Here is a 21,115-nt window from a genome sequence, read left to right as displayed (position 1 = left end):
TCATTTAAAATGTATTGGTACTAATTAAGTTAAGCCCGCATGCACTTTTCGCCGCGTGCTAAGCCGACAACACCAGAGCGCGATATTTCAATCACTTTTGTAGTGTCACCTAAAGCGTGTATAAACGCATCGATCTTGTCGCTGGTTCCCACCATTTGTATGGTGTACAAGTTGGGCGTGACATCGACAATTTGACCACGGAAAATATCCGCAGTACGTTTCACTTCTTCGCGTTGCTCACCCTGTGCTTTCACTTTGACTAATGCGATTTCACGCTCAATGTGCGCCGCTTCGGTAATGTTAGCGACTTTTAAGATATCGATAAGCTTATGCAATTGCTTTTCAATTTGTTCTAACACGGTTTCATCGGCAATCACGGTAATGTTGAGGCGTGATAGCGTGGTGTCTTCCGTTGGCGCCACGGTTAAGCTTTCGATGTTATAACCGCGCTGAGAAAAAAGCCCTACAACGCGTGACAATGCACCTGGTTGGTTTTCAAGTAATACAGAAATAATACGACGCATTAGCTTTTCTCCGTTTTGCTTAACCACATTTCGTTCATCGCGCCGCCGCGGATGAGCATAGGGTAAACGTGTTCAGTTTCGTCTACGCTAATATCGACAAACACTAACTTGTCTTTCATTGCTAAGGCTTCAGCTAGTTTTGATTCAAGCTCATCAGGGTGATTGATGTTCATGCCGACATGGCCATACGCTTCAGCAATTTTGGCAAAGTTAGGCACAGAGTCCATATAAGATTGTGAATGGCGACCTGAGTAAATCATGTCTTGCCATTGCTTAACCATGCCTAGGAAACGGTTGTTTAAGTTAATGATTTTAACTGGAGTATCATATTGCAATGCAGTTGATAGCTCTTGAATGTTCATCTGGATCGAACCGTCACCGGTGACGCACACTACGGTTTCATCAGGAAATGCCATCTTAACGCCCATAGCCGCAGGTAAACCAAATCCCATGGTGCCTAAACCACCAGAGTTAATCCAACGACGTGGCTTATCAAATGGGTAATATAAGGCGGCAAACATTTGGTGTTGACCGACATCAGAGGCAACATAGGCATCACCATTGGTTAATTTATAGAGTGTTTCAATCACTTGTTGCGGCTTAATTCGGTCGCTGGTGCGATCAAACTCTAAGCTTTTACGTGAGCGCCAAATGTCAATTTCGCGCCACCATATGGCAAGTGCATCAGCATCGTTGGTTTCGCTGGATTCATCTAACAGCTCTAGCATACTGTCTAGGATATTATCAGCTGAACCTACAATCGGAATATCGACGCGTACCGTTTTAGAGATTGAAGAGGGATCTATATCGATGTGTAAAATGGTGGCGTTTGGACAGTATTTATCGACATTGTTAGTGGTTCTGTCGTCAAAACGGACACCGATACCAAAAATTAAATCGGTGTTATGCATCGCCATGTTGGCTTCATAAAGCCCGTGCATACCAAGCATGCCTAAACTTTGCTTATGAGTACCAGGGAACGCGCCTAAGCCCATTAAGGTACTGATGACAGGAATGTTCAAGCGTTCTGCTAGTTTAAGGATTTGTGCATCGCAACCCGATATCACCGCGCCGCCGCCCACATATAACACAGGTTTTTTAGCGGCTAATAAGGCTTGTAATCCTCGGCGGATTTGGCCTTTATGGCCTGTCGTTGTCGGGTTATAAGAGCGCATTTTAACGCTGTCTGGATAAATGTAATCGTGAAGTATATCTGGGCTTAAACAGTCTTTAGGGATATCAATAACAACCGGGCCTGGGCGGCCTGTCGATGCGATGAAAAAGGCTTTTTTGACAATTTCAGGAATATCTTTGGCATCTTTGACTAAAAAACTGTGTTTAACCACAGGGCGTGAAATGCCAATCATGTCGCATTCTTGGAATGCATCATTACCAATAAGGTTACTCGGTACCTGACCTGATAACACAACTAACGGGATTGAATCCATGTAAGCGGTGGCAATGCCGGTAATGGCGTTAGTTGCGCCTGGGCCAGAGGTGACAAGTACGACCCCGACTTTACCTGTAGCACGAGCGTAACCGTCTGCCATGTGCACAGCCGCTTGTTCATGACGTACAAGAATGTGTTCCATGCCGGGAATTTTATGAAGAGAATCATAGATGTCTAAAACTGAACCACCGGGATAACCGAAGATGTGGCTTACGCCTTCATCGATTAGAGAGCGCACGATCATACTCGCGCCAGAAAGCTTTTCCATGAAATGAGTCCTTTTTAAGTTACCGTATGGTAAACAGTATCTTGTTATACAACGACGGTAATCGCTTTAAAAATAAGTTTGAACGGTAATTCAAACTCGACGATTGAATTTAACAGTCGCTAAATTCAATGACTTGTTCATTCAGCAACCCAGATGAGTCACTGACATCTATCTTATGTAAATTAAATTTTACCGCAAGCTCTTTAGTTAAATATTTTTCAAGGTTGAAATCATTTCATGTTTATGATTTTTTACTGGCGGTTTTGATAGGCGGTTTTGATAGGCGGTTTTGTGGGCTTATTTTCTTATTTGCTTTTGATGCTTTGATATTTCCACCTTAAATAAACAATGATGGCCATCGATGTGATGGCCAAAATGTTAGAATTAGTCTATGTGACTTTTATGAAAGTCTCTATGAAAGCCGAATATTAGAGAGGTGTTTGTATACGGCTTTTAGGTAAACGAGATTGTAAAAATTGGCATACACCCACAAGCAAAATGGCACAAAGCATGAGTGCAGAGAAGGGCACAGCACTGCCATCGTAAAAATAGGCCAGTAAAGGCCCTGCGGTTGCACCAAATCCAAAACGCAGAGTACCAATGACAGCAGTCGCTGTACCGGTTTCTTGTTTGAATTTTAATAATACAATGGCATCAGCATTCACCGACATCACCCCAAGTGAGCCCATTAAGGGGATGAGCATCAACACTGTAAAGTGGTAGCTTAAATCCAGCAGATTAACCATCAATAAACCGCAAGCGGCAATCACGCCAAAAAATGTCGAGACGTGCAACATGCGTTTTGAGCCATAGCGACTGACAATTCTTGAGTTAACAATGTTTGCCAGCATCAGAGCGCCAACGTTAGTGCTGAATAGGATCGCAAAGAGTGATTTATCTAAATTGAAGACTTCCATATAGATAAACGGGGATGCGGTTAAATAGCAAAAAAAGGCAAATGACGTTAATACGCCACTGGTAATATTGAGCTTGACGCCATCCCTTGCAAATACGGTGTAATAGGCCCGAAGAAAAGATTTTTGACTGCGACTATCAGCATCTTTATCACTGGGCATTTTTAATTTAAACAGCACCAGTGCTAACAAGATGATGGCATAACAACTTTGACTTAGAAAGATTAAATGCCAGTCGCCTAGCTCCATAATGAGACTGCCTAGCGTTGGAGCAAGCAATGGGGCCAACATCATAATTAAACTGACATAAGACATGCCTTTAGCCGTATTGTCGCCGTACACTTCTTTTATATAGCCTGGCACTACGACCGTGGCTGCAGCACCAATAAATGCCTGGGCAAATCGTAGAATTAAAAATTGCTCAATACTGGTACTCAAGGCAATGAGTAAACTAATAACCGTAAATCCGGATAAGCCAAAAATCACTAATGGTCGGCGGCCGATTTTATCTGCTAATGGACCAAAAGTGAGCATGCCTAAGGCATAACCTGCTAAATAAATACTTAAAGACTGTTGCACCGTGGTAATACTGGTGTCAAAGCCCAGTGCCAACACCGACATTGCCGGTAAATACATGTCGATCGCTAAAGGGGTAATCGCCACAATAGCAGCCAACATAGGGATCAGCATGGCCAAATTAGGAATACCGGTATTGATGGACGATGACGTTGATTTTACTGGCGTTACCACATAAACCTCGAAAGCAGAAAAACGAAAAATACGAACAGTGTGCAAAGAGGTAACAGTTTAGCATGTAACTAGGGCGGGAGAGCCGTCATATTTGTAAGCGAATTTGGCATAGTCTACTCTACAAGGGCCCACCTTTTAGTGCTAGATTTGCCTAATTATGCGCAACTTTTTTTGCACATGAGGTGCTAAGGTTTTGCGTAGGGCATTATCAATTTATCTGGGTTAACAAAAATTTACCTGTTTAGCGCGATTGAATGTGTCGTAATTATTTTGAAATAAATCTATGATAACAATCAAAGTCAATGTGGTGGGGTCGTTGTGTTTCTGAGTCGATTGTATGCGTTTATGCCTGGTTTAGAGACCTTTTCTCGTTATGAGAGAAGCTGGCTCAAAGACGATGTTACCGCCGCGTTATCTGTTGCTGCTGTGGCATTACCCGTGGCTATCGCTTATGCCCAATTAACTGGGGTTAATGCTGCCGTTGGGCTGTATTCTTGCGTATTACCTATGCTAGTTTACGCCTTGTTTGGTACATCAAGACAACTTATTGTTGGCCCTGATGCCGCCACCTGTGCGGTGATTGCCGCGGTGGTTACTCCCCTTGCTGCGGGCGACAGTTTAATGCATTGGCAACTTGTAATGACCATGACGGTGATGACCGGTTTTTGGTGTTTAATTGCCAGTCGGTTTAAGTTAGGCGTGTTGGCCGATTTTTTATCAAAACCGATTTTAATGGGCCTGCTTAACGGGGTCGCGATTACCATTATTGTTGGCCAGTTCTCAAAAATATTTGGCTTTACCTTCGATGAAAAATACCTGTTAGAACGTTTAGGCGGGGCACCAAGCTACTTGTCACAAACTCATGTGCCTACATTGTTAATGGCAGTATTAACTGTGATTGTTTACTTTGTGATGAAACGGATTAAACCCACTTGGCCAGCGTCCATGTTTGCCATTGCCGTTGGTGCGTTGTTGGTGTGGGGCTTTAAGCTTACCCAATACGATATCGCGGTCATTGGCTCTGTGACGGGTGGTTTACCGTCATTTCAAACCCCTGCATTTAATATTGGTATCGCGCGTGAACTGGTGATGCCTGCACTGAACTTAGCGATGGTCAGCTTTGTTAGCATGATGCTTACGGCTCGAAGTTTTGCCGCTAAAAACGGTTACGACATTGATGCAGACAAAGAATTTAAAGCCTTAGGTTTAGCCAATATTGCATCGGCGTTATCGCAAGGTTTTGCTGTCAGTGGTGCAGATTCTCGCACTGCCGTAAATGATGCTAATGGCGGTAAGACCCAACTTGTGTCGATTATTGCCGCGGTATTAATTGCGATAGTGGCGATATTTCTAACCGCACCACTTGAATACATCCCCAGTGCTGCACTAGGTGTAGTGTTGGTCATAGCATCAATACACCTTATCGATTTTAAAGCGATTTGGGTGTTACGTTTGCGCGATCGTCAAGCATTTTACCTCGCGCTGACAACCTTATTTGCGGTGTTATTTATTGGTGTTATCCCAGGTATCACGCTTGCAGTATTACTGGGTTTATTTCAATTTCTACGCACCGTGATGCGCCCAACAGATCAAGTGTTAGGCCTTGATTTCAAAGGAATTATTCGTAGTATTGATGGCAGCGATAAAGCGGCGGCAGTACCCGGTGTGTTTATTTATCGGTTTAATTCACCGCTAACTTACTTTAATTCAACTTACTTTAAACGCAGGTTACTTGAGCGTTTTGCTCGTCAGAATCAACTCGAACCTGTTGATTGTGTGATTATTGATGCAGTGCCGTGCTTTACACATTTAGATTTGAGTGTGATGGCCATGTTGACAGACATTGAGGCATTATTACGTAAACGCGGCGTAAGCTTGGTGTTAGCGGGCAGAAAACGGCAGTTAATCAGTTGGTTTGAACAAACTGACATGGTGTCAGGTGACGACGGTATCACAATACGCTCAGATTTATATTTGGCATTAAGGTTACATCAAAGCCATTTGGCTGCCACCGTAGAACCCACAACGACTGAAGACAATACAGCAGAAAATACAGCAGACAATCAGTCGGTTTTACTTCACAGTCAAATTTAATAGAGTTAACATTAAGTTGTTGATTTATATTGTTTTTAATATGTGTTGTCTGGGGCGGTTTTATTCTATAGAATCGCCCTAAATAATTGAGGTATGGCAATCATACCTTTTAATGACGCCCCCTCGAAAATCAGACTCTTAACTTCCTTTCTGAGTCCTTAAGTAAAGTAAAAAGCGTAGTCTTTCTGTTTGGATGTGGCATGTATGGTTTCGCAAGTAAGTGAAGCAATGCTGGATGTGATCGCAGATGCGTTAGTCGATAAAGGATACATTCTTTTATCTGACATCATTCCTGATTATGTAAGCTTAGCCTTGCTTGAAAAAATGCAAGCTGAGCAAGATATTAATTTTAAAGACGCGGCAATTGGTCGAGGTATTGAACAACAAATCAATACCGAAATTCGCTCGGATAAAATTAGTTGGTTAGACAATCAAGATCATACCGATCGCGAATACTTGTCGATTATGGATCAACTAAAAGAGGGCTTAAATCGACGCTTATTTATGGGGCTGTTCGATTTTGAAAGCCATTATGCCGTTTACGAGCCTGGTGCATTTTATAAAAAACATGTTGATGCATTGCACGGTAGCCAAAATCGAATTTTGTCGACGGTATTTTTCTTGAATCCAGAATGGCAAGAAAGCGACGGTGGTGAGTTGGTGATTTACGATGAGCTTGACCAACAACTCGATGTGGTTAATCCGCAAATTGGTACGCTAGTGCTGTTTTTGAGTGAGCGATTTCCTCACGAAGTGCGCCCAACGTTTAAAACGCGTAAGAGTATTGCCGGTTGGTTTAGGGTCAGTAACGCTAACCACGGCTTTTAATCGTTAATGGGTTATCATTAAGACACAGATAATGATGTAGATAACGATTATCTGTGTTTTATAACACGCTATTTTCATTGATATCAATCTGCTATTTTTTGTAAGCCGCCATCGTTGCCATGTTCTCTTACAATAAATCAACTGCGTGCCTGCAGTGATGCTTTTCAATTTAGTCACTATTGATATACGATAATGTGATATATATCGTATTCACCATCTGCTGATGTTGTGGTAATTCAAATTTTATTAATCGCAGCAAAACTCTCACGACGTTGACTGTTTATATGTTAAACGCGTAAGTAGTCATTTTTTTTAGATGATGATTTAGGTCTTGGCGAGCGAGACGATAAAATAACACACTATTTTATATAAGGAAGACAACAGAATGTTCAAACCAGCTATGTGGATTTTGGCTTCATCATTTGTGTGCTTCAGCACGGTTTCGTTTGCAGAAGATGCTGCCGAAAAAGCTTTTACTAATGAATTAATTGAATGTGCTGCGTATTACCAAATTAGCTCTGAAGCTATTGCTGCAATGAATGCACCACAAATGAAAGCGGTAGGCGAACGTCTAAAGACCTCTGCAAGTGATGCGCAAACGCTTGCCAGTAAATATCGCGGGGCAGAGCAAGTTGAAAAAGATGTGGCTGCAGCTAAACAAGCCCAAGTGAAAAAGCTCGCTGGCTCAAACAACCTTGGTGGTTTAATGGCTCAGTATAAAGACGCTTGCAAGACATTAGTTGATGATCCACAAAAACGTTTAGATTACTGGACTATGGCAACAATGTAATACGGCAACCATGTAATACTGGTATTGCCTGAAAGTATCGATGGTGCCGTCCATCAATAGAATACGCCGCGAGTGGACATGTCGTTAATTAAGCATTACTTAGTTAGCCATTTTCCTTGTGGCGTTTGTATTATATGGCCGGTATCAGCTGCTTGTATGGCTTTTTGTGCAGCAAGCTTAGCAACCGTATCCAGTTTTATGTGGTTACGCTCTGCAATCACCAGGTAATACTTCTTACGTTTCTCGTTTACTGCTAACACCAATGTTTGCGTTTCTTGGCTATCCACCACCACGCCTAAATAGCCATTGGTTTGCTCTCCTACCCAGCCCGATGCTTTGGCTTGTTGTAAGGTCACTGCAGCCAACACATTTGAACACCATAATAGACTAGTGGCGCACAGTAGCGTCACGATAGCGAATGAAGATTTCATTGTATTCTCCGCCTAAAATAACTCATCATTTTCAATCAAAGTGTCTAACTCTTTATCGACTTTGATCCTAATCTCATGTTCGATTTTGACATTAAGATTAATCACAATAGGTTTGTCGGGCGGCTCAATTTTCACCGTGGGTGTGCAACCTGAGAGCAACAATGAGCCTAGCAGGGTACTGATACTAACAATGTATATCGACGAGTATTTCACCTGTATTTCCTTCTAATGCGACTTGACGGATGTTATGCAACTTGTGTTATTGAGCTTGTGTTATTGAGCTTGTGTTATTGAGCGTATGCTACTGAACCTTGGTTTCAATTTTGTTTTGCAATTGGTTGCCTATTTGAGTGCTTTTGTATAACTGAATAAGGTTTTCTTGGTGGTCGTAGTTCAGATGAACAGGGCGCTCAATGTCGCGACTTTTTCCTTTAACCCCCACATGAATAAAGGCATCACCGTTTGGGTTCATATCAAAAGTACTCGATAACTCAGTGTAGTTAAGATGCTCCAGTGCGGTAAACACTAATTCCAAATAAGGCTGAGATAGGGCCAGTTGATCCATTGCTGGATTTCCTGCCACTTCAATTAATCCACCGGGCTTACGAGCCGCGAGTTTCCCGCCCGCAATCGTCACTTTACCATCGACAAGTTCAGCAGGGAGTACGCCATCAAATAGACCGCTGGCTTTTACACCGACTTGAGGTTGTTCTTCTAAAAACTTGGCTAAACTTAACCCTTGTAATAAAAGGTAGCCATGGGATTTATCATGCAACTTAAGCACAAATTCTGGCAGTAAAAAGCGGCCGTCGAGCATGTCGCCACTGGCTGTTAAACTGACGTTGGTTTCACTGAGTCCAGTGATTTGTTGTAGCCAATTGTCGGGCACTTTATTGCCATCTTTGGTTAATTCAATATTGGCATTGATGTTGAGGTTAGTCATTAATAAACCCACATTGGCTTTTTGTAAGCTAATGGCTGTTTGAGGACACACTAATTGACTTTGGGCAAAGTGTTGCTCTGCCAGCGGAGTGTTGGGTTTATCGTGCTGCTGTTGCCAGTTAAATTGGCACTGTGCAAACACATCGCCACCAATAAATGACTTGTCAGCTAAGCGGCCAGACAACGATGAAAGTTGTTGCTGAATTTTCATTTCAAATTGACTGCTGTTATTGAGTTCGCTCAGCGCAAAACCAGCGACTAAGCGGCTGTGACCTTGAAGGTTGAAGTTGTCGGGTAATGGCTGCACTTTTTTAAGAATGTTAAGCGCCTTCTCAATGTCGGTGTCAAATGTCCATTGGCCTGCCAGTGAAAGAGGGCTTTTGGCATCGGCAAACTTTAATAAATGGTAACTGCTTAATGCTAGGGTATCTAATTGCCATTGCTCACTGCCCACCAATAAGCCTTTTGACAAATTAAGTTGTTGCTGCAAATTAACACTGTTAAGTGCAAGCAAGGGTTGGCGACGACTTTTGCCAACCTGTTTAACGGCATCAAGTTGATTAATGCTCCATACAATCTGGTTTGTTGTTGGGGTTTGTAACCAACGAGCAATGGCTTGTTCGATATTTTCATTGTCATTTAGGCTAAATAACACATCTTGTTGAACGTCAATGCTCGCAAGATTGGCGCTGGCATTGGTGGTGATTGTTTTAATATTTTTTTGGCTGACGATTTGCTGGCCGACAAATTGTTTTGCGGTAACGATAAAAGGAGCCAATTTAATATCGAGGTTGTGACTTTTTTTAATGGTCGAGGTCTGGGCTAAATTAAATGTTAACGAGGCAAGTTGCGCAGCGGTATTTTTTTGAATTTTATGGATGGTTTTATCACCATCTTGCTGGGTAAAGTACAGTTTATCAATCGCGACAGTGGAACTTGGGAACAGGGCGATATTAACATCATTTTCTTGCACATTGTTTATCGTACCTTTCAATATGACTGAGGCTTTTTCAACGCTAAGCTGTTCAACATCAATGTTTGCTAATAATTTTTTGAGGTCAATAGGTTGAGGATTTTCTGTTGTTTGTGGTGAGGCTAACTGAATATCCCAATCAAAAACACTGCGCCATTGTTGTTGGCTATTTGCCTTGATGTGGCTTAATGACAGTTGTGTTTTTAAGCGCAAGCCATTAAGACTTAAGGTTAAGTTTGGTATGGCCACTTGTGTTACTGCGGTGTTTTGTTGAAGAGGGATGAACACCTCAACGGGCTCGGTCATATTAACCGCAAGGTTAGGTTGCTCTGATAAAGGGAGAAGTTGCTGAATGATATGATTGAGGTGTTGTTTGCTATCAGGATTAACAATCAGTAAGTCCATTAACTGGTTGATGTCTGTCTCACTCGGATTCAGTTGATAATTGATCGGTGCAATAGCGAGTTTGAGCGCTAACGTTTCAAGTGATTTTTGCTCGTCAGTCATAGCCTTGAACGGATCGTTAACAGAGTATTGACCTATGTCGAGGGTAAAATTTATCGGTTGTTGTGGCGTAAAAAAGACACTTGGCCAACGCGATGAATGTAATGATAAATCGCGTATGGATTGTTGACTCTTAAGCTCGCCATTAATTAAGTTAAGTTGGGTGTGAGTGGTCCATTGCCCTTGAACCGATAATTGCTGCTCAGTGATAGGGTTGAGTATATGTGTCAGTTGTTTGTGTAAGCCGCTTAATAGGTTATTGCTGTTTGGATTAGCCTTAAATTGTTTATCATGCAACAAGTCTAAATATTTCTTTAATGACTCAAGCCCTTGATAACTTGCTCCTAAGTCAACCAAGGTGTCAAATTCCCAAGCTCGTTTGCTAAGTGTTGCATCAACACTGAATAGCGGAAACTCATCAAAACGCCACACGGTATTGAGTTTCCCTGTTTTTGACAGGGTTAGATTATCCATGGTTAAGCTGTGTTGGTTGGCTTGTGCGGCCTCTAACACGGGGAGTCTTATGGTGATATTACCTAAATTAATGGTTGGGAGTTTCGCGAGATTTAATTGTAAGGTGGCGGGTGAGTCTTCGGTTTGCTTTGATTGCCTAATAAAAAAACTTTCACCTAAGTCGACATACACGCTTTGTGTTTCAATACTGACAATATCGTCGGCATTGAATTGCTGATTTTTAAGCATTTGAATACTGTCACGCAGTTCGAGATTAAATTCTTGTACCGCGATATGGCTGTCTTCAATTTTGAGGATAAGTCTTGGAATATAAATATGATTCAATGAGACGTATTCAGCATCAAAATTCAGGACTTCAATGTGATTGTCTGCGAGTAAACTATTGAGTAGTTTTACCGTCAGTGGCTTTGCATGTTCGATAATGGCCCACACTAAACCTACCGTGCATAGCAGTATAAAAACTAAAATCCTTTTTATAGTAAATATGCGCAATAGTAACTCACTCGTTGCTTCTGTTATTGCTGTGCTATAGCGTTATTACGGCTCAATAATGTAGTTAAATCAATTTTGATTTGACTTAAGATTAGCATGTTAACAGGTTGATTGAATTACCCTATAAAAGATAATTAATCCCTTTAGCGTGCCAATATACCAATAAAAAAGGCGCTCTTAAGCGCCTTATGGGTAAATTTTGCAGTGGTTAAGTTGGCATAGGTTCAACAACAATGTGTTCTAACTCAATGGCTGCAATCGCGTGTAATGCATCCATAGTCGCGCCCACTAAGCTAATTTTCCCCTCAGATGACTCAACTAATACAGCACGTTTAATTTCACTGTATTGGCGGTTGTGTCTAATTAAGTTCGATAACGCCATTTGCATCGGTTGCATTGATGGGTTAAATGCTGCGTTTTCGGCATAACGGCCACAGAATGTCGCTCCGTCCATGGTTTCAAGCACTACTGCTGCATTACTGTCAGTGTAAGGCGCATAGCTCAGGCCTGCTTGATCTACCGCTTCAATGATCATTGGGTCGTCAGAATTTAGGCTAAATTCTTTTTCACGTTTGCACAATAATGGCAAGGTGACATCGAGGTCGGCAGGACTGAAGCCATACGGTAAGTAATGAGATAAGGCTTTAGTTTCTTGCTGTGGCAGATGGATCTTGATATTACTGCCGTTGAACAATTCATTCATAAATTGACGACAGTGGCCACACGGACTGTAATTAACAATAATGTCTACAATTTCTGTTTCACCGCTTAACCATGCATGACTAATGGCGCTTTGCTCTGCATGTACACTGTGAAATAGCGCTTCACCAGGTAGTTCAAGGTTGCCGCCCATGTATAGGTCGCCACTGGCACCTTTAGCAATAGCACCAACATAAAACTCACTGATAGGTGGGTTAGCCAGAGCGGCTGCAATAGGTAATAAATCCATTAACACTTGTTCTTCTGGCTTACCGCTGGCTTTAACTAACATGGCAAATTGGTTGGCATCGATGTGGCCACAAAATTGCTCATGCAGTAATGGTGCAAGCGCGGTCGCTAATGGTTTGTCTAACTGAGTAATGCTGTCTAAAAATCGATTTTGCATTCCCTTAATCCTTAAATGAAATAAATCGGGTAAAAGTGATAATTCACTATAATGACTGTAAGTATTGATATAGGGCTTTAAGTAACTTTTGTTTGTGTTCATTCTCGCTGGTTTCTTCGACCAAGTTTTCGAGATTAATCACATAATCGGCATCTGAGAGTCGTTGTTGGCAAAAATCGCGCCATCGACGAGTTTCATTATCAGACAATGTTTCTGGGTAGTTACGTGCCCGGAAACGAAATAACATTTCATTGATGCGCGGATCATCAAATTGTAACTCTAACGCCGCTAGGTTCCGCGGTTCAGTATGACAAATAATTTCCATTTTGGTTTTATCAGCATGACTGAAAAAACCGCCGCTATATAGCATCAAGTCAGGATCGGTAATGGGCTTGCGATCTGACTCTAATTCAAATACTTGGTTAATCTTTTCTCGTATTTCTGGATGATTTTTTAAGCGTTTATATTGTTCACGAGCAAAGTCTTTATCAAACTGTAATTTTGCAGTCACCTCGTCGTCAAGTAATTTTGGCGATCCAATGAAAGGACATTTGTTGAGGTGGATTTGTTTTATGGGTATCGCCAGCTCAGTTTCTGCTAATTCATGACGTGGGGTGTACATTCTGTCGCTGATTTCTTGAGCGGATAACTCGAGCAATGGTGAAATATCCATGGCCAAATTAATGCAAATGACGGCGTTTTTATTGGTTGGGTGATAAGCCACAGGTGCAATTAAGGTTGTGCAGCCATTTAACGCACTGATTTTAGAGCTAACATGCACCAAAGGTTGCATTTTTAATACGTCAATATGGTCAGCAACGGCTTGCTTACGGCGCAAATTAAAATAGTATTCATACAATTTAGGCTGTTGCTGTTTAATGAGTTTGGCCATTGCAATGGTTGCGTAAACATCTGACATCGCATCATGTGCTTTTTCATGGCTTAAGCCGTTTGCTTGAGTTAATAACTCTAATTTAAAGCTTGGCGAGCCATCTTCTTTCATCGGCCAGTTAATGCCTTGCGGACGAAAAGCATAGCAAGCTCGGACTAAATCGATTATATCCCAACGCGAATTGCCGTTTTGCCACTCACGCCCGTATGGATCAATAAAGTTGCGATAAAAACCATAGCGGCTAACTTCATCGTCAAAACGTAACGAGTTGTAACCCACAACACAGGTATTAGGTTGGCTAAATAAGCTGTTGATACGGCGCATAAACTCAGCTTCAGGTATGCCTTTCATGTTCGCCAGTTGTGGGGTAATGCCGGTAATAAGAATGGCTTCGGGGGCCGGTAAATAATCGGGTGATTGCTTACAATAAAAGCTTTCTGGCTCACCAATAATATTTAAGTCGAGATCCGTTCTAATCCCTGCAAATTGCGACGGGCGATCTTTGGCCGGGTTTGCACCAAAGGTTTCATAATCGTGCCAGAATAGGGTGGGTTGAATTGCATTTGCCATAATAAAATTAAGATCCTTTTCGCGATTACTGGCATATTAACATTGATGAGCCTTAAATTGATAATAGCGTGAATTTTGCAAATTTTTTACTATGTTCTCAATAGGTTTGCTAGTTTCAATTTAATAAGTAAGATAAATTATACAAGTCGTATCGATTTTTAAAGGATATTGAATGCATCAACATATTTTTACTCAACCCATTGTCAGTGAAATTAAACAGCCCACGTTGTTGACGCTTCGCTTGTTAGAGTCGGTGAGTGATTTGTTGGTACTATCGTCGATGACAAATCCTATCGTTGAATTTGTGGTCAGCCAAGTCAACGCAACGCAAGCAACGTTAATTGTGCGTCATCAACCTTTTATTGAACTGATTTATCAAGATACACAGCAAGTTGCTGACAAATATGATCAAGTACGATCGATTGGGCAAGGTACTCGTTTATACCCAACGATGGGGATAGCTCCCAGAGTGTGTATTGACCAACTCAGAAAAGGTATTACCGTTGATATTCAAGCTGATGAGCATGTCTATTTTAGTTTAGAAACCCTTGCTCGCTTTGAATTAATCTCCCTTGAGCAAGATTTACGGATTTTAAGTGAGCCTCATGCGTTAGTGATGGCCAAAGCGATTTTAGGGCGTAAATTTGATTACGATGAACCGTCCTCAATGCTGGCGGTACATATCAGTGAGCTTGAACAAGTCAGACGCGATTTACGAGAATACCTTAAAGGTGAGTCGGGTAAAATTCATCCGGGTGTGTCAACTGAGCTGTTAAAGCTTGATCATTTATTGCAAAATAAACACCAGTGGTTGCTCAGAACGTACCATCAATCTTTAGAGCGGCCTAACCTAGGGCGTTCGTCGAATGAGCAACTGTGTAATATTGAACAATTACAGCGAAAGTTAGACTGCTTTGAGCTGTTAGCCCCTAAAGACGTGTCAGATATGGTCAATAAACTGTCTGACGACGAAATGTAATTTTTACCATTCAGAGCCTACTCATGCCGTATATTTGTCCTATTTGTTCTGCGCCGTTAATCCTAGGCGATAAAAGTTGGGCATGTTCCCAGCGTCATCAATTTGATTGCGCTAAAGAAGGTTATGTAAATTTATTGCCAGTGCAAAAGAAAAAAACCAAAGACCCTGGTGATAACAAAGAAATGATGATCGCCAGACGAGAGTTTCTTGATAAAGGCTTTTATCAGCCGTTGAGCGATAAAGTGAATCAATTAGCTGCTCAATATCATCCCAATGCTGAAACGCTGCTCGATATAGGGTGTGGCGAAGGGTATTACAGCCATCGCTTATTTGCAGCCATGCAACAAGCATCTATAAATCATTGTAAGCTTTATGGCCTCGATATCTCTAAATCGGCGATTCGTTCTGCGGCAAAGCGGTATTCAGATTTACATTTTTGTGTGGCCAGCGTGTTTGAAATGCCATTTGCTGATGACAGCGTTGATCTGGCTATACGCATTTATGCCCCGTCTAAAGTCGAGGAGTTACAAAGAGTGATGAAACCTGGCAGTACATTAATTACTGTCTCGCCAGGGCCGATGCATCATTTTGCGTTGAAACAAAAGATATACAGCCAACCAAGATTGCATCCACAAGAATCGTTGTTGCTCGAAGGGTTTAATTATCTGTCGCACGAATCACTAACTTACTCGCTTGCGCTAACACAAGTGGATGATATTCAACACTTCCTCAATATGACACCGTACGCATGGAAGTTAAGTGATATGCAAAAACGACAAATAATAGAGCAAGGGCTCGAATGTGAGATAGATTTTAAAATCGAAATTCATCAACGCGAACAATCGACTGTTGATTAAATCAGACAAATAACTAATTGATGCTCAAAGATAAACCGATTTGTTTACTCATTAAATATATTTAGCCTGGCGCTTGATCTTTGTTGACTTATTCTGAAAATGGTTTATAGTTTACTCAGCTTGAAGGTTGGGCTTATATTTAACAATACGATCAGATTCGTCCTGTAAACATAAGTAATACCGGCATTTTCCAGCTTTACCGCCGTTAAGGCTTTATTTTATATATTTACAGGATTTATATCATGTCTCAAGTTACTGGTGTTGTTAAGTGGTTCAACTCTGACAAAGGTTTCGGATTTATTGAGCAAGAGTCTGGTCCAGACGTATTTGTTCACTTCCGTGCTATCAACTCAGACGGTTTCAAAACTCTTGACGAAGGTCAGAAAGTATCTTTCACTGTGACCCAAGGTCAGAAAGGTCCTCAAGCTGAGAACGTTTCAATCGTTTAATCTTTTAGCTTCGGCTAAAAATTAAATAAATAAAGCTGTAGCATTTATGCTGCAGTTTTTTTTTGCTTTTTTATTCATGATTGTTAGATTATTAAAGTAATCTTTTTACCCTATATCGCTATCGTCCATTTCATTGCTTATCGTCCATTTCACAACTCATCGTCCGTTTATCACTCATTATTTCGAAGTACGCATATCAGGTTGTGTTAAAAAAGCGATTAATACCTTTAAGCATATTTGGGGCTGTACCTCTGTATTGAAAGCAACTCACAAATGAATCGTAATTAGGTCACTCATAGGCTTGATCGAGTCCTCAAGCATGCTGAAAGTTCAACTTCTTAGACTGATCACGCTTGAGTATCGATAGTGAATGAACATTAAATAACTTGAGAACTGGAGAATAAATGCTTTTCAAATAGCCCTTTGCCCTGCTTACTGCGTTGAATCAACTTACAATAGGCTGGCTATTGACGCGACAATTGTCCTTATTAACATCATAAATGACAAGCTTACAAGTGAGGTTAATTAAGATACTGATTTTAAATAGTATAAGTTCATTTCTTATACCTCATTCAGGTTAAATAGTATGAGGTTACGTATGCCCGTGACTCAATTCTGATAACAAATAGGCAGTTAATAGCAGTGATTGGGAGTAGGGGGCTTCGTTTTAACTACATATTGTAGATAAAAAGGCCCGTTTTACCGGGCCTGTGATTAGCATATTGATAAGCAGCAATGGCTTAAGAAAACAGCGTTTCTTCTAATGTTCTGCCTTTGAGTATGGCTTTGTATTGCCATTGCTTCTGGGCGAATAAATTCAATAATTGCAGTTCAAGTTCAAAGTTGCTTTGTTTTTGGTATTCAATAACATACTGTTCATCACCGCTACGTTTTACTTCAATGACATTGATTAAACTGAGTAACTGTTGATGCAGACTGTCCATATCGCAAGCTTGCATGGTGAGCGTAATAAAGTCAGTTGCCTGACTGGCTTTAATTGAAACAGATTGTTGTAATTGGCCTTTTTCAAGGTAGACAACATGGTCGCAAAGTTTTTCAAGTTCATCAAGGTTATGAGAACTGATGATAAATGTTGTTTCACCGGCTAAGTTTTTAACGATTTGGCGGATCTTTTTAGCATTTGCAGGATCCAGTCCTGCAGTCGGTTCGTCAAGTAACACTATTTCAGGCGCGCCGATAAGTGCTTGCGCAATTGACACTCGTTTACTCATACCGTGGCTCAAACTTTTTGGTTTCGCCTGTGCAGAGTCGCTAAGTTCAACCAGCTCCAATACTCGTATGACTTCTTGCTTCGCATCTGTTTTGTTAAAGCCTTGCAACTGAGCAAAAAATTGCAATTGTGAAGCAATCGTAAAGTTAGGATCCAATGCCGCATCTTGCGGTAGAGCGGATAACACACCTTGTAATGCTTTGCTGCCGGGGGCATGTCCAAGAATGCGAATGCTGCCATGAGTCGGTTGAATGTAACCGCATAACAAGCTAAATAATGTGGTCTTCCCTGCACCATTTGGCCCGACTAATGCTATTGGCGCCCCCGGTTGAAGGATTAAGCTCACATTGTCGAGTGCTAATTTATTCGGGTATTGCTTTGATAAGTTATCACATTGAATAAGGATCATAGGGCACTCCGTTTCATTAATACATTGCCCAATCCTAAAATGACTACGGTTTGCACTAGTGGGATCGGGGCAAATGCCAACGAGCCTAACCCCTGAGTGTTAATCATACTGGAGATCTGCGAGCCAGGTAATATCATGCTTAAACCATTCAATTGTGGAAACTGAAAATTAATAATCGCAATGATGATGGATACTATTGCCCATAATATCACCGCAAATATACTGGCTTGCCTTGCTGAGTTTGCCTGTAGAGATAACACCGCCATTGCTGCAGTATAAGGAAGTAACACAATAACCAGGTTTATCATCACTAATAAGCTGGTAGTTAATGAGGGCAGTAACAAACTGATATCACGGCTAATCACCATCACAATAGTGGCTAGTAGCGTTAATATAATGAGTGCGAATTGAATGAGCATTTGCCCGATAAAACGCCCGAAAAACAAACTGCTACGGCTCACTCTTAAGGTTAAAAACCGTAAGCTGCCACGTTGTTTGTCAGAGCTAAATTGGTCTGCAGCAATAAAAATACTGAACATAGGGAATAAATACAGTGCTGCAAGCCAAAATACGGCTAACTCAGGGACAGGCCATTCAAATAAGTGTTGCAAACTACCGGGGCCAAATAATGCTTCCGTGAACTCTTTGAAATTGGGTTGCATAATAAATTCAGATGCACTTTTTATGGGGTAAAGTAATAGAATTCCCCAAATGAGCATAAATGCAATCAAAGCGACCATACCGCTTTTATTAGTAAAGCGTTTGGTGAGTTCATATTTAGCTAATAACCAAATGTGAGATATCCCCGATGGGGGAGTCGTAACGGGCATAAACGTTTCCTTGCTTAAGCGGTATTTTCGCGTAAAAATCAGGTTTATTGAATTAGTTTAATAAGCTTTCAAGTTGAGCTATTTTTTCTTCAAGCACGGCGACTCGTTGGCTCAGTTCATCAATACGGCTGTCTTGAGCAATACTTTGGTGCGTTTGCGCAGAGACGTGCAGATTGTCGTTACTGTTGACTTGGTGATCGTCTATATTGCCGCTAAAGCATTCCATAAAGCGACAATCTCGCTTATTAGGTTCGCGTGCGAGCTGCACAACTAATGACGTTTCACGTTGGCTTAATCCAATTAAAGCCGTTTCTACTTGGCTTACATCAGTAAATTCATGTAATCGAGCCGTACGTGTTTTAAGTTCACCAGGTGTTTGTGGCCCACGTAATAACAGCACACAAATCAGTGCCACTTCTGCACTATTAAGCTGTAACTCACTAAATTCGGTGTTGCAAAATCGATGTTTGTATTTAACTACACGGCTGCCAAATCCAGACTGTTCGCTGATTAAGCGCTTTTTATTGAGATCTTCAATAATGTCTTGTACATCGGATTCGCTTAATGAAAATACTGGTTCACGGCTGCTTTTCTGGTTACAGGCGAGCGTTAATGAATTAAGAGATAAGGGGTATTGGTCTGGCGTGGTGAGTTCTTTCTCGAGTAAACATCCAATAACCCGAGCTTCTAAGGGCGTTAATTCCATACACTATCCTTATTATAAATAATCTTTGCACTGTTAGTGTTTATATCAGAGTAAGAGTTTTATACCAATCAGAACCCATCAGATTACTGACTTATACCATTCAAGCTGGTGAGGTTGTTAAGTAAGGTCATGAGAAAAAGGCGTAGTTAAAAACCGGTGTATCTGAGATGGTAGTCAATCGAGATGTAGGAACCATTTAAATCATGAGTGATTAACATCTGTTGCTCACTCATGATTCAAAGGCTATAAAGCAATCAATGTTACATGGTAAGACGAATACCATCAGTTTCAATGCTGATTTCACCGGCTTTAAACAAGCCTCCAATCGATTTCTTAAAGGCTTTTTTACTCATACCAAGTTGATCATAAATGATTTCAGCATCTGTTTTGTCGTGTAACGGTAAGAAACCATTAGCACTTCGCAATTTGTTGATGATCAGACGGGCATTTTTGTCTAAGTCTTCTTTACCACTTTTTTGTAGCACTAAATCAATTTTACCATCGCTGCGCATTGATTTAATGTAGCCAGTGACTTTTTGACCAAAACGTAGTTTTTGGAATACTTCGTTAGTGTAAATGACGCCCCAATGCAGGTTATTAATAATGGCTTTGTAACCTAGCTCTGTAGTGCCACCAATGATTAAGTTAACCTGTTCACCTTCGGTGTAATGCGCTTCAGTTTTATCGACAAACTTATCCAGTTTTGACGACGCCATAATACGTTCGTCGGCATGGTTAGCATGGACATAAACTAAGTATGAGTGGCCTTCTTCGGCCGGTTTATGTTGCTCACCAAAAGGCAGTAATAAATCTTTGTCTAAGCCCCAATCTAAAAATGCGCCGAATGGACCCGTGGCGACGACTTTTAGATAAGCATATTCACCCACCTGAGCTAATGATTTTTGGGTGGTAGCAATCACAATGTCTTCAGAGTCTAGGTAAAGAAACACATCTACCATATCACCGACATTACAACCGGTAGGGACAAATTTATTAGGAAGCAAGACCTGTCCTAGCTCTTGAGCATTTAAGTAAACCCCAAAGTTCACTTGCTTTACGACTTCTAATGAATAACGTTTACCGATTTGTATCATGAATGACTCTACTTAATAAAAGATGAAAAGGTGATTTAATCAAAATCGATTAATTATACACGTAAATCAGCACTTAGTTGTGTCAATTAGCTTGCTGTTAAACGTTTTTTTAGTTGGCAAGATTATTGAACTCTTTCAATCCCAATAAATGCAACTTTTTATAAGGATTAATGGGTAATTTACTTGCATTACACTGCATTGCAGGTTTTAATTGCGCCGATTTTATCAAGGCGAGTGTCAGTGCTATTTCTGTGTATGAAAGTGATCTTTTTGTCGATTACTTCAGTACAACATTGGCGATGTATACACACTGAGGTTCGCCTTCAACATTTGCAAGCCATGCTGATGTAAGACTAATATGTACTTACAAATAGCTTAAGCGCAGTGAAGATGAAGAATGAAATTGACCATAAAGGATAATCTCATTTTATACGTAAACTGTGGATTGCAACATAAAGTGTGTTGTCACGGCTGGCCAATAAGCCCAGCCGTAAAATACAACCGCTTTACCAGAGACATCGCTAAGTCGTTGTCGGATTTTAACAAGCAGCACGATGTT

Annotated in this window: 18 protein-coding genes; 6 read left to right on the top strand and 12 right to left on the bottom strand. The window is 41.1% G+C overall.

Features of this window, described 5'->3' with window-relative positions; genetic code table 11:
• Nucleotides 1-29 precede the first annotated feature (29 nt).
• The 3 genes from ilvN to AC19MX_RS15385 all read right to left on the bottom strand — a co-directional run bounded on the left by ilvN (nt 30) and on the right by AC19MX_RS15385 (nt 3,846).
• Nucleotides 30-524, bottom strand: a complete 495-nt coding sequence (ilvN, locus tag AC19MX_RS15395; RefSeq protein ID WP_432399640.1) for an acetolactate synthase small subunit — start codon at nt 522-524, stop codon at nt 30-32.
• Nucleotides 524-2,242, bottom strand: coding sequence for an acetolactate synthase 3 large subunit (locus tag AC19MX_RS15390; protein ID WP_432399638.1), 1,719 nt, complete (start codon nt 2,240-2,242; stop codon nt 524-526). The genes ilvN and AC19MX_RS15390 overlap by 1 nt, the downstream gene beginning before the upstream one ends.
• 428 nt (nt 2,243-2,670) lie before the next feature.
• The gene (locus tag AC19MX_RS15385) at nt 2,671-3,846 is read right to left on the bottom strand and encodes a multidrug effflux MFS transporter (protein WP_498299164.1); all 1,176 of its coding nucleotides are present in this window, start codon (nt 3,844-3,846) and stop codon (nt 2,671-2,673) included.
• A 405-nt stretch (nt 3,847-4,251) separates the two neighbouring features.
• On the opposite strand from AC19MX_RS15385, the gene AC19MX_RS15380 reads away from it, so the two are divergent.
• The 3 genes from AC19MX_RS15380 (at nt 4,252) to AC19MX_RS15370 (ending at nt 7,618) form a co-directional block, all read left to right on the top strand.
• Nucleotides 4,252-6,000 (top strand): SulP family inorganic anion transporter, encoded by a 1,749-nt coding sequence (locus AC19MX_RS15380; protein WP_498299163.1) that lies wholly within the window; start codon nt 4,252-4,254, stop codon nt 5,998-6,000.
• A 204-nt stretch (nt 6,001-6,204) separates the two neighbouring features.
• The gene (locus tag AC19MX_RS15375; protein WP_432399636.1) at nt 6,205-6,828 is read left to right on the top strand and encodes a 2OG-Fe(II) oxygenase; all 624 of its coding nucleotides are present in this window, start codon (nt 6,205-6,207) and stop codon (nt 6,826-6,828) included.
• Nucleotides 6,829-7,228: 400 nt separating this feature from the next.
• The gene (locus tag AC19MX_RS15370; RefSeq protein ID WP_498299162.1) at nt 7,229-7,618 is read left to right on the top strand and encodes a hypothetical protein; all 390 of its coding nucleotides are present in this window, start codon (nt 7,229-7,231) and stop codon (nt 7,616-7,618) included.
• 95 nt (nt 7,619-7,713) lie between these two features.
• On the opposite strand, the gene AC19MX_RS15365 is transcribed toward AC19MX_RS15370, so the two are convergent.
• From AC19MX_RS15365 to sbcB, 5 genes are all read right to left on the bottom strand, one after another.
• On the bottom strand, nt 7,714-8,049 hold the full coding sequence (locus tag AC19MX_RS15365) for a YdbL family probable chaperone protein (protein ID WP_498299150.1): 336 nt from the start codon (nt 8,047-8,049) through the stop codon (nt 7,714-7,716).
• Nucleotides 8,050-8,061: 12 nt separating this feature from the next.
• On the bottom strand, nt 8,062-8,262 hold the full coding sequence (locus tag AC19MX_RS15360) for a YnbE family lipoprotein (RefSeq protein WP_498299149.1): 201 nt from the start codon (nt 8,260-8,262) through the stop codon (nt 8,062-8,064).
• Nucleotides 8,263-8,350: 88 nt separating this feature from the next.
• Nucleotides 8,351-11,434 (bottom strand): intermembrane phospholipid transport YdbH family protein, encoded by a 3,084-nt coding sequence (locus tag AC19MX_RS15355; protein ID WP_498299148.1) that lies wholly within the window; start codon nt 11,432-11,434, stop codon nt 8,351-8,353.
• A 208-nt stretch (nt 11,435-11,642) separates the two neighbouring features.
• Nucleotides 11,643-12,539 carry a cytidine deaminase gene (cdd, locus tag AC19MX_RS15350; protein ID WP_498299147.1) on the bottom strand — a complete coding sequence of 299 codons (897 nt, stop codon included), beginning with the start codon at nt 12,537-12,539 and terminating at the stop codon, nt 11,643-11,645.
• A 46-nt stretch (nt 12,540-12,585) separates the two neighbouring features.
• Complete coding sequence (gene sbcB, locus AC19MX_RS15345) at nt 12,586-14,001, bottom strand: exodeoxyribonuclease I (protein ID WP_498299146.1); 1,416 nt, start codon at nt 13,999-14,001, stop codon at nt 12,586-12,588.
• 172 nt (nt 14,002-14,173) lie between these two features.
• Here sbcB and AC19MX_RS15340 point away from each other — a divergent pair, with 172 nt between their 5' ends.
• The 3 genes from AC19MX_RS15340 to AC19MX_RS15330 all read left to right on the top strand — a co-directional run bounded on the left by AC19MX_RS15340 (nt 14,174) and on the right by AC19MX_RS15330 (nt 16,286).
• Nucleotides 14,174-14,980, top strand: coding sequence for a hypothetical protein (locus tag AC19MX_RS15340; protein ID WP_498299145.1), 807 nt, complete (start codon nt 14,174-14,176; stop codon nt 14,978-14,980).
• A 23-nt stretch (nt 14,981-15,003) separates the two neighbouring features.
• Entirely contained in the window at nt 15,004-15,837 is an 834-nt protein-coding gene (rlmA, locus tag AC19MX_RS15335) for a 23S rRNA (guanine(745)-N(1))-methyltransferase (RefSeq protein ID WP_432399627.1), read from the top strand.
• Between the two features lie 242 nt (nt 15,838-16,079).
• The gene (locus AC19MX_RS15330) at nt 16,080-16,286 is read left to right on the top strand and encodes a cold-shock protein (RefSeq protein WP_011637160.1); all 207 of its coding nucleotides are present in this window, start codon (nt 16,080-16,082) and stop codon (nt 16,284-16,286) included.
• Between the two features lie 740 nt (nt 16,287-17,026).
• Here the strand turns inward: AC19MX_RS15330 and AC19MX_RS15325 are convergent.
• From AC19MX_RS15325 to AC19MX_RS15310, 4 genes are all read right to left on the bottom strand, one after another.
• Nucleotides 17,027-17,926 carry an ABC transporter ATP-binding protein gene (locus AC19MX_RS15325; RefSeq protein WP_498299144.1) on the bottom strand — a complete coding sequence of 300 codons (900 nt, stop codon included), beginning with the start codon at nt 17,924-17,926 and terminating at the stop codon, nt 17,027-17,029.
• Nucleotides 17,923-18,756, bottom strand: a complete 834-nt coding sequence (locus AC19MX_RS15320) for an ABC transporter permease (protein WP_498299143.1) — start codon at nt 18,754-18,756, stop codon at nt 17,923-17,925. The genes AC19MX_RS15325 and AC19MX_RS15320 overlap by 4 nt, the downstream gene beginning before the upstream one ends.
• A 52-nt stretch (nt 18,757-18,808) precedes the next feature.
• Nucleotides 18,809-19,462, bottom strand: a complete 654-nt coding sequence (locus tag AC19MX_RS15315) for a YceH family protein (RefSeq protein WP_498299142.1) — start codon at nt 19,460-19,462, stop codon at nt 18,809-18,811.
• 260 nt (nt 19,463-19,722) lie between these two features.
• The gene (locus tag AC19MX_RS15310) at nt 19,723-20,556 is read right to left on the bottom strand and encodes a CvfB family protein (RefSeq protein WP_432399621.1); all 834 of its coding nucleotides are present in this window, start codon (nt 20,554-20,556) and stop codon (nt 19,723-19,725) included.
• Between the last annotated feature and the right edge of the window lie 559 nt (nt 20,557-21,115).

The sequence above is a fragment of the Shewanella sp. MF05956 genome (genome assembly GCF_059758055.1).
Note: the sequence above shows the minus strand (reverse complement) of the source record. Positions and strands in the feature narration are given on the sequence as shown.